The organism is Burkholderia sp. HMSC10F09 (genome assembly GCF_001806955.1).
GTDB classification, from domain to species: domain Bacteria; phylum Pseudomonadota; class Gammaproteobacteria; order Burkholderiales; family Burkholderiaceae; genus Burkholderia; species Burkholderia multivorans.
The window spans coordinates 1-8,313 of sequence record NZ_KV786715.1 but is presented as its reverse complement, the minus strand read 5'-3'; the positions used below and the strand labels follow the sequence as shown (position 1 = coordinate 8,313).

The 8,313-nt window shown below is 67.7% G+C and carries 9 protein-coding genes and 1 pseudogene; 7 read left to right on the top strand and 3 right to left on the bottom strand.

Translation table 11 applies throughout. The features are described 5' to 3' along the window. Positions 1–345, top strand: a pseudogene (locus HMPREF3115_RS14725) (electron transport complex subunit RsxB); the annotation flags it as partial. Then, a complete protein-coding gene (gene nth, locus HMPREF3115_RS14720; RefSeq protein ID WP_006412000.1) occupies positions 342–986 on the top strand; it encodes an endonuclease III in 645 nt (214 codons plus the stop codon). The pseudogene HMPREF3115_RS14725 and the gene nth, both read left to right, overlap by 4 nt. 60 nt (positions 987–1,046) lie before the next feature. Here the strand turns inward: nth and HMPREF3115_RS14715 are convergent, their stop codons facing one another. Beyond that, a complete protein-coding gene (locus tag HMPREF3115_RS14715) occupies positions 1,047–1,976 on the bottom strand; it encodes a DMT family transporter (RefSeq protein ID WP_006405624.1) in 930 nt (309 codons plus the stop codon). A 279-nt stretch (positions 1,977–2,255) separates the two neighbouring features. On the opposite strand from HMPREF3115_RS14715, the gene HMPREF3115_RS14710 reads away from it, so the two are divergent. Further along, entirely contained in the window at positions 2,256–2,690 is a 435-nt protein-coding gene (locus HMPREF3115_RS14710) for a DUF1841 family protein (protein ID WP_070554911.1), read from the top strand. A gap of 153 nt (positions 2,691–2,843) precedes the next feature. Here HMPREF3115_RS14710 and HMPREF3115_RS14705 read toward each other — a convergent pair whose 3' ends face one another. Continuing rightward, the gene (locus tag HMPREF3115_RS14705; protein ID WP_006398705.1) at positions 2,844–3,203 is read right to left on the bottom strand and encodes a c-type cytochrome; all 360 of its coding nucleotides are present in this window, start codon (positions 3,201–3,203) and stop codon (positions 2,844–2,846) included. 40 nt (positions 3,204–3,243) lie between these two features. After that, complete coding sequence (locus HMPREF3115_RS14700; protein WP_006398704.1) at positions 3,244–3,603, bottom strand: c-type cytochrome; 360 nt, start codon at positions 3,601–3,603, stop codon at positions 3,244–3,246. A gap of 246 nt (positions 3,604–3,849) precedes the next feature. On the opposite strand from HMPREF3115_RS14700, the gene HMPREF3115_RS14695 reads away from it, so the two are divergent. From HMPREF3115_RS14695 to tal, 4 genes are all read left to right on the top strand, one after another. Beyond that, positions 3,850–4,692 (top strand): AAA family ATPase, encoded by an 843-nt coding sequence (locus HMPREF3115_RS14695; RefSeq protein WP_006405626.1) that lies wholly within the window; start codon positions 3,850–3,852, stop codon positions 4,690–4,692. A 24-nt stretch (positions 4,693–4,716) separates the two neighbouring features. Next, positions 4,717–5,892: a vWA domain-containing protein gene (locus HMPREF3115_RS14690; RefSeq protein WP_006405627.1), complete on the top strand. Its 1,176-nt coding sequence runs from the start codon at positions 4,717–4,719 to the stop codon at positions 5,890–5,892. A gap of 57 nt (positions 5,893–5,949) precedes the next feature. After that, complete coding sequence (locus HMPREF3115_RS14685; RefSeq protein ID WP_006405628.1) at positions 5,950–7,158, top strand: benzoate/H(+) symporter BenE family transporter; 1,209 nt, start codon at positions 5,950–5,952, stop codon at positions 7,156–7,158. A gap of 157 nt (positions 7,159–7,315) precedes the next feature. Next, positions 7,316–8,269 carry a transaldolase gene (tal, locus tag HMPREF3115_RS14680; protein ID WP_006398700.1) on the top strand — a complete coding sequence of 318 codons (954 nt, stop codon included), beginning with the start codon at positions 7,316–7,318 and terminating at the stop codon, positions 8,267–8,269. Positions 8,270–8,313: the final 44 nt, after the last annotated feature.

The following is an 8,313-nucleotide window of genomic DNA, read 5'->3' as shown; positions in this document are numbered from 1 at the left end:
CCGCCGCACGCCGCACGCCGCGCGGCGAGCGCCACCGCGACGCAACCCGCCACAGCGCCTGCCGCCGCACCGCCCGCCGCCGACGATGCCGACGCGAAAAAACGCGCGATCATCGCCGCCGCGCTCGAACGCGCGCGCAAGAAGAAGGAAGAACTCGCCGCGCAGGGTGCGGCTCCGAAGAATACCGAAGGCGTGAGCGCGGCCGTCCAGGCGCAGATCGACGCAGCCGAGGCGCGCCGCAAGCGGCTCGCCGAACAACAGGCCGCGCGCGATGCGCAGGCCGACGACGCCGATCGAGACGATACCGGCGGCCCGTCCGCGCCGCCCGACGACCAAGCGCCATGAACGCCAGCAAACGACGCGCGATCTACGAAACGCTGCAAAGCCTCAACCCGCATCCGACCACCGAACTCGAATACTCGACGCCGTTCGAGCTGCTGATCGCGGTGATGCTGTCCGCGCAGGCGACCGACGTGTCGGTGAACAAGGCGATGCGCAAGATGTTCCCGGTCGCCAACACGCCGCAACAGATCGTCGCGCTCGGCGAGGAAGGCGTCGCCGAGTACATCAAGACGATCGGGCTCTACCGGACCAAGGCGAAGAACGTCGTCGCCGCGTGCCGGATCCTGCTCGAACGCTACGGCGGCGAAGTGCCGGCCGACCGCGAAGCGCTCGAAAGCCTGCCCGGCGTCGGCCGCAAGACGGCGAACGTCGTGCTCAACACCGCGTTCGGCCAGCCGACGATCGCGGTCGACACGCACATCTTCCGCGTCGCGAATCGCACGGGGCTTGCGCCCGGCAAGGACGTCAAAGCCGTCGAAGCCGCACTCGAAAAGTTCACGCCGAAGGAATTCCTGCACGACGCACATCACTGGCTGATCCTGCACGGCCGCTACGTCTGCAAGGCGCGCAAGCCCGAATGCTGGCACTGCGCGATCGAGCCGCTCTGCGAATACCGGCCGAAAACGCCGCCGCCGAACGACTGACGCGCACCGCAACGCCGCAGCGCCGCAGCGCCTGACCGGCGTGCAGGCGCTGCGCGGCTGCTACGCGTTCGACGTCGCCGTCGTGTCGTCGGCGGCCGCGCCGCCGGCGCGCACGAGCGCGAGCACGGCCGCCAGAATCGCGACGCCGCCCGCCCACTGCAGCGGCGACAGCGCCTCGCCGAACAGCAGCGCGGCGAGCGCGACCGTGACGACCGGCTCGAGCGTCGACAGCATCGACGTGCGCGCGGCGCCGAGCCGCTCGAGCCCTGCGAAGAACGCGAGCATCGCGGCCACGGTCGACACCAGCGCGATCGCAAGCATCGCGGCCCAGCCGCCGGCCGTCGCGGGCCAGCGCGGCGGCGCATCGAAGGCGACGGTCCGCACCAGCGCGATCAGCACGAGCGCGGCCGTCGCCGATACGCAGATGATCGCGGTGGTCGCGAGCGGATCGACGCCGCGCGTCGCCTTCGTGCCGCCGACGATGTACAGCGAATAGACGACCGCCGCGCCGAGCGCAAGCGCGATGCCGAACGGCTCGCCGTGGCCGCCGCCGACCATCAGCGCGGAGCCCGCGACGCACAGCACGAGCGCGACGCCCTTTGCGCGCGTGAGCCGCTCGCCGAGCCACCACGCGGCGAGCAGCGTCACGAAGGCCGGATACAGATAGAGCAGCAGCGCGACGAGGCTCGCCTGCGCATGCCGCAGCGCCGTGAAATAGCAGAACGACTGGCCGACGTAGCCGAGCGCGCCCATCGCGACGAGCGGCATCAACGCGCGGCCGCGCGGCCAGACGACGCCGCGCCGCCACGCGATCGCCGCGAGCACGGTACCGCCGATCGCGAAACGCACGATCAGCAGGCCGAGCACGTCGACGCCGCCTGCATACGCGTAGCGGCCGAAAATCGCCATCGCGCCGAACGCTGCGGCGGACAACGCGACGTAGAGCGCACCTTGCAGCGCGGCGGACGAGGAACGAACGGCGGCGATCATGGCGAAGCGGGCGGTGGGTAGCGGCGCGAAAACGGGGACCGTAGGAGTGTAGCGACTCGCGGACCGCGAGCCTAGCTCAGGCTTACCCGTTACACGCGACCCGCGCGGCCGCGTCGGATTCGACACGCGGCGCCGCATGGGCGGAGCGCCGGCCGTGCCGCCACCGCCCCGCTCTCCCCCGGCCGTCGCGCACCGTCGCGGCCGCGGCCTGCGGCGCGCGCCGACCCGGCGTACAATGCGCGACGCGGCACGACGCCGCGCATCACGACGCTCCCCACCATGTTCAATCCGAGCCGCGACGAAGTCCGTCGCTTTTTCACCGAAACCTGGCGCAAGCAACGCGCCGGCGAGATCCTGACGCCGCTGGAAGCGATGGCCGCCGACTGGATCGTCGAACACCCCGAATACCACGCGGAACTCGAGGACGCGGACGGCGCGGCCGCGCGCAACTACACACCCGAGGAAGGCCGCACGAATCCGTTCCTGCATCTGTCGATGCATCTGGCGATCAGCGAGCAGCTGTCGATCGACCAGCCGCCCGGCATCCGCGCCGCGCACGACAAGCTCGCGGCGAAGCTCGATTCGACGCACGACGCGCAGCACGCGATCATGGAGTGCCTCGGCGAGACGATCTGGGAAGCGCAGCGCACGAACGCGCCGCCCGACACGGACGCGTACCTGCAGCGCATCCTGCGCCGCGCATCGCGCGACTGAAACGCAACTGAAGCGCGACTGAGCGCCGCCGCCGCAACGGCCGGCCGTTCGTCGCATGCCGCCCGCCGCCCACCGTGCTGCGCCGGCCGCAGACAAAAAAATACCCCGCCTCGGCGGGGTATCCTGGCCTGCCGGGCACACGGCCCGTCGCGCTTACTTCTTGAACACCAGGTCGCCCTTCAGCGACTCGATGTAGGCAGCGATGTCCTTCATGTCGTTGACCGACAGGTTCTGCACCTGCGCCTGCATGATCGCGTTGTTGCGACCGAGCAGCGGGTTCGTCAGGCCCATCTGGTACTGGCGCATCGCCCACACGAGATAGTCGGCGTGCTGGCCGGCGAGGCGCGGGTACTCGGCGTTGATCGGCTGGTTCAGCTTCGCGCCGTGGCAGGCCGCGCAGTTGTGCGATTCGACCAGATCCTTGCCCTTCGAGAGGTCGGCCGCGTGTGCGGTACCGATCGCGAGGCCGGCCGCGAATGCGATCGCCGCCGCCGTCTTGAATGCGTTGTTCATGAATGCTCCTGTCCCGCTGCTGAGATCAGCGGCGCGCGCTTTACTTGTAGGGATTGTCCTTCGAGTCGACCTTCTGCGCGGCGTAGTAGGCCGCCAGATCGGCGATGTCCTGATCCGTCAGCGAACCGGCGATCGCGTTCATCGACGGGAAATGACGATCCTTCTTGCGGTAGGACTTCAGCGCGTTCTCGAGGTATTGCTGGTTCTGGCCGCCGAGGACGGGAACCCGGTAGACCTCCGGGTATGCCGCGCGGTAATCCTGGATGCCGTGGCAACCGATGCACATGGCGGCCTTGCTTGCCCCGTCCTTCGGGTTGCCGACCACACCGGCCGCCTGCGCGCTGCCCGCGAGCGCCACGAGCGCTGCGACAACGACGTGTTTGCCGACGAATTTGTTCATAGCTCTTGTAACCTAGCTTGAGGGGAAACTGGCGCCGAAGCGGCAACGGCCCGCGCCGTTTTGCTTCTCGGATCGCCACGCAGGCCAAAAAAAACGGCCAGATTGTACCGCGTCGGCGGGGAATGCGTCCATATCGGCGCCCCGGTGCGCCCCGCCGCAGCCCCGCAACGATACGCGGCCGGCGCCCAACCCGACAGCCCTTCTGACTTATACTGGGATTTTTCCCCGCCAGAGAAGACCGCCGCCATGCGTTTCGAAGGGTCCTCGCACTACGTCGCCACCGACGATCTGAAACTCGCGGTCAACGCCGCGCTGACGCTGCAGCGCCCGCTGCTGATCAAGGGCGAGCCGGGCACCGGCAAGACGATGCTCGCGGAGGAAGTCGCCGCCGCGCTCGACATGCCGCTGCTGCAGTGGCACATCAAGTCGACGACCAAGGCGCAGCAGGGGCTGTACGAATACGACGCGGTCTCGCGGCTGCGCGACTCGCAGCTCGGCGACGAGCGCGTGAAGGACATCGCGAACTATATCGTCAAGGGCGTGCTGTGGCAGGCGTTCGAGGCCGAGCGCCCGACCGTGCTGCTGATCGACGAGATCGACAAGGCCGACATCGAGTTTCCGAACGATCTGTTGCGCGAGCTCGACCGGATGGAGTTCCACGTGTACGAAACGCGCGAAACGGTGCGCGCGAAGCATCGTCCGCTCGTCATCATCACGTCGAACAACGAGAAGGAGCTGCCCGACGCGTTCCTGCGCCGCTGCTTCTTCCACTACATCCAGTTTCCCGACGCGGCGACGATGCAGAAGATCGTCGCGGTCCATTTCCCGAACATCCGCGAGGAACTGCTGCATGCGGCGCTCGAAAGCTTTTTCGAGCTGCGCGGCGTGTCGGGCCTGAAGAAGAAGCCGTCGACGTCCGAACTGCTCGACTGGCTGAAGCTGCTGCTGGCCGAGAACATCCCCGCCGACGCACTGCGCGGCGCCGACGCGAAGCAGATCGTGCCGCCGCTCGCCGGCGCACTGCTGAAGAACGAACAGGATCTCAGCCTGCTCGAGCGGCTCGTCTTCATGAACCGGCACAACCGGTAACCCTCCGTTCGCAAAGGCCCGGCCATGCTGCTCAATTTCTTCTACGCGCTGCGCGCAGCCAAGCTGCCCGTCTCGGTGAAGGAATACCTGACGCTGCTCGAGTCGCTGAAGGCGGGGCTCATCGCGCCGTCGATCGACGCGTTCTACTTCCTCGCGCGCATGACGCTCGTGAAGGACGAGCAGTACTTCGACAAGTTCGATCAGGCATTCGGCGCGTATTTCCACGGCGTGTCGGCGCTGCCGTCCGACGCGTTCGACATTCCGCTCGACTGGCTCGAGAAGCGCCTCGAGCGCGAGCTGTCGGCCGAGGAGAAGGCGCAGATCGAAGCGATGGGCGGGCTCGACAAGCTGATGGCGCGCCTGAAGGAGCTGCTCGACGAGCAGAAGGAGCGGCACGAAGGCGGCAACAAGTGGATCGGCACCGGCGGCACGTCGCCGTTCGGGCACGGCGGCTACAACCCCGAAGGCGTGCGCATCGGCGGTCCGTCGAACGGCAATCGCACGGCGGTGAAGGTGTGGGAAGCGCGCGCCTACCGCGACTACGACGATTCGGTCGAGATCGGCACGCGCAACATCAAGGTCGCGCTGCGGCGGCTGCGCCGTTTCGCGCGCGAAGGCGCGGCCGAGGAGCTCGATCTGCCCGGCACGATCCGCAGCACGGCCGCGAACGCGGGCTGGCTCGATCTGCGGATGGTGCCGGAGCGCCACAACAACGTGAAGGTGCTGATGCTGCTCGACGTCGGCGGCTCGATGGACGATCACATCAAGCGCACCGAAGAGCTGTTTTCGGCCGCGAAGGCCGAGTTCAAGCATCTGGAATTCTTCTACTTCCACAACTGCGTGTACGACCATCTGTGGAAGAACAACCGCCGTCGTCATTCGGAGCGCACCGCGACGTGGGACGTGCTCCACAAGTTCACGCCCGACTACAAGCTGATCTTCGTCGGCGACGCGACGATGAGCCCGTACGAGGTGCTGCAGCCCGGCGGCTCGGTCGAATACAACAACCCGGAAGCCGGCGCCGTGTGGCTGCGCCGGCTCGCCGATCAGTTCCCCCATCATGCCTGGCTGAATCCGGAACCCGAGCGCCTATGGGAATACCGGCAGTCGGTCGCGATCATTCGCGACCTGCTCGGCCACCGCATGTATCCGCTCACGCTCGCGGGGCTCGAAACCGCGATGCGCGCACTGAGCAAGTAACGAATCCCAAACCAGCAGATACGAGGCCGCCGTCGAGCGGCCCGTTCCGGAGATAGCATGAACCCTTCGCCCACCGCGAGCGCGGGCCGCGCCGGCGGCCGCTTTTTGACCGATACGTCCGTCTCGGCACTCGTCGCCGGCTTCGTCGCGATGATGACCGGCTATACGAGTTCGCTCGTGCTGATGTTCCAGGCCGGCCGCGCCGCGCACCTCAGCGACGCGCAGATCTCGTCGTGGATCTGGGCGCTGTCGATCGGCATGGCGCTGACGACGATCGGCCTGTCGCTGCGCTTTCGCGCGCCGATCGTCGTCGCATGGTCGACGCCCGGCGCGGCGCTGCTGATCGCATCGCTGCCCGGCGTCCCGTACGCCGAGGCAATCGGCGCGTTCGTCGTGTGCGCGCTGCTGCTGACGGCCGTCGGCGTGAGCGGGCTGTTCGACACGCTGATGCGCCGCATTCCGTCCGGCATCGCGGCCGCGCTGCTCGCCGGGATCCTGTTCGAGATCGGCATCGAGATCTTCCGCGCGGCGCAATACCGCACCGCGCTCGTGCTCGCGATGTTCTTCACGTATCTGATCGTCAAGCGGCTCGCGCCGCGCTACGCGATCGTGACGACGCTGATCGTCGGCACGGCGGTGGCCGGCGCGCTCGGGCTGCTCGACTTCAGCCGGTTCCATATCGCGCTCGCGCAGCCGGTCTTCACGATGCCCGCGTTCTCGATCGCGTCGATCGTCAGCATCGGCATTCCGCTGTTCGTCGTCGCGATGGCGTCGCAGAACGTGCCTGGCATCGCGGTGCTGCGCGCGGACGGCTATCAGACGCCGTCGTCGCCGCTGATCGCGACGACCGGCCTCGCGTCGCTGCTGCTCGCGCCGTTCGGCTCGCACGGCGTGAATCTCGCGGCGATCACCGCGGCGATCTGCACCGGCCCCGAAGCGCACGAAGACCGCGCGAAACGCTACACGGCCGCCGTGTGGTGCGGCACGTTCTACCTGATCGCAGGCATCTTCGGCGCGACGATCGCCGCGCTGTTCGCCGCGCTGCCGAAGGCGCTCGTCGTGTCGGTCGCCGCGCTCGCGCTGTTCGGCTCGATCATGAGCGGGCTCGCCAACGCGATGCAGGACGCGAAGCAGCGCGAGGCCGCGCTCGTCACGTTCATGGTGACCGCGTCGGGCCTCACGCTGCTGTCGATCGGCTCCGCGTTCTGGGGGCTCGTCGCCGGGATCGTCACGCAGGCGATCCTCAACGCGCGCCGCGCGCCGTGACGCGGCGCCGCGCATGCGCGATGCGCGAAAAGGTGCTCGACACGAATCGGGCCTAAAATAGTGGATCGAAGGCGGCGCATGGCGCCGCCTCGCTTCGCCGCCGCGTTCGCGCGGCCCGTGAGAACCCGGCGCCTGTGCGCCCTCCTCCCGAATCGCCATGACTACCGCACTCGACCAGCTCAAGCAGTACACGACCGTCGTCGCCGACACGGGCGATTTCCAGCAGCTCGCGCAATACCAGCCGCAGGATGCGACCACGAATCCGTCGCTGATCCTGAAGGCCGTGCAGAAGGACGCGTACAAGCCGATCCTCGAGAAGACCGTCCGCGACCACCGCAACGAAAGCACCGATTTCATCATCGACCGGCTGCTGATCGCATTCGGCACCGAAATCCTGAAGCTCATTCCCGGCCGCGTGTCGACCGAAGTCGACGCGCGCCTGTCGTTCGACGCCAAGCGCTCGGTCGACAAGGCGCACGAGCTGATCAAGCTCTACGAAGCAGCCGGCATCGAGCGCGACCGCATCCTGATCAAGCTCGCATCGACGTGGGAAGGCATCCGCGCGGCCGAGACGCTGCAGAAGGAAGGGATCAAGTGCAACATGACCCTGCTTTTCTCGCTCGTGCAGGCCGCCGCGTGTGCCGAAGCCGGCGCGCAGCTGATCTCGCCGTTCGTCGGCCGCATCTACGACTGGTACAAGAAGCAGGCCGGCGCCGACTGGGACGAAGCGAAGAACGGCGGCGCGAACGATCCGGGCGTGCAGTCGGTGCGTCGCATCTACACGTACTACAAGACGTTCGGCTACAAGACCGAAGTGATGGGCGCGAGCTTCCGTACGACGAGCCAGATCGTCGAACTCGCGGGCTGCGACCTGCTGACCATCAGTCCCGATTTGCTGCAGAAGCTGCACGACAGCAACGAAACGGTCACGCGCAAGCTGTCGCCCGATGCGCTGCACGACAAGCCGACCGAGCGCGTCGCGATCGACGAGGCATCGTTCCGCTTCCAGCTGAACGACGAAGCGATGGCGACCGAGAAGCTCGCGGAAGGCATCCGCGTGTTCGCCGCCGACGCGGTGAAGCTCGAGAAGCTGATCGAGGCGCTGCGCTGAGCGGCGCGCGCGGCGGCCCGCAGCGGGCCGGCCGCGCGATGCCG

Coding starts and splice junctions, on each gene's coding strand:
- HMPREF3115_RS14705 (WP_006398705.1), bottom strand. CDS start 3,203: ATGAACAACGCATTCAAGACGGCGGCGGCGATCGCATTCGCGGCCGGC.
- HMPREF3115_RS14685 (WP_006405628.1), top strand. CDS start 5,950: ATGAACCCTTCGCCCACCGCGAGCGCGGGCCGCGCCGGCGGCCGCTTT.
- HMPREF3115_RS14690 (WP_006405627.1), top strand. CDS start 4,717: ATGCTGCTCAATTTCTTCTACGCGCTGCGCGCAGCCAAGCTGCCCGTC.
- HMPREF3115_RS14715 (WP_006405624.1), bottom strand. CDS start 1,976: ATGATCGCCGCCGTTCGTTCCTCGTCCGCCGCGCTGCAAGGTGCGCTC.
- nth (WP_006412000.1), top strand. CDS start 342: ATGAACGCCAGCAAACGACGCGCGATCTACGAAACGCTGCAAAGCCTC.
- HMPREF3115_RS14695 (WP_006405626.1), top strand. CDS start 3,850: ATGCGTTTCGAAGGGTCCTCGCACTACGTCGCCACCGACGATCTGAAA.
- HMPREF3115_RS14710 (WP_070554911.1), top strand. CDS start 2,256: ATGTTCAATCCGAGCCGCGACGAAGTCCGTCGCTTTTTCACCGAAACC.
- tal (WP_006398700.1), top strand. CDS start 7,316: ATGACTACCGCACTCGACCAGCTCAAGCAGTACACGACCGTCGTCGCC.
- HMPREF3115_RS14700 (WP_006398704.1), bottom strand. CDS start 3,603: ATGAACAAATTCGTCGGCAAACACGTCGTTGTCGCAGCGCTCGTGGCG.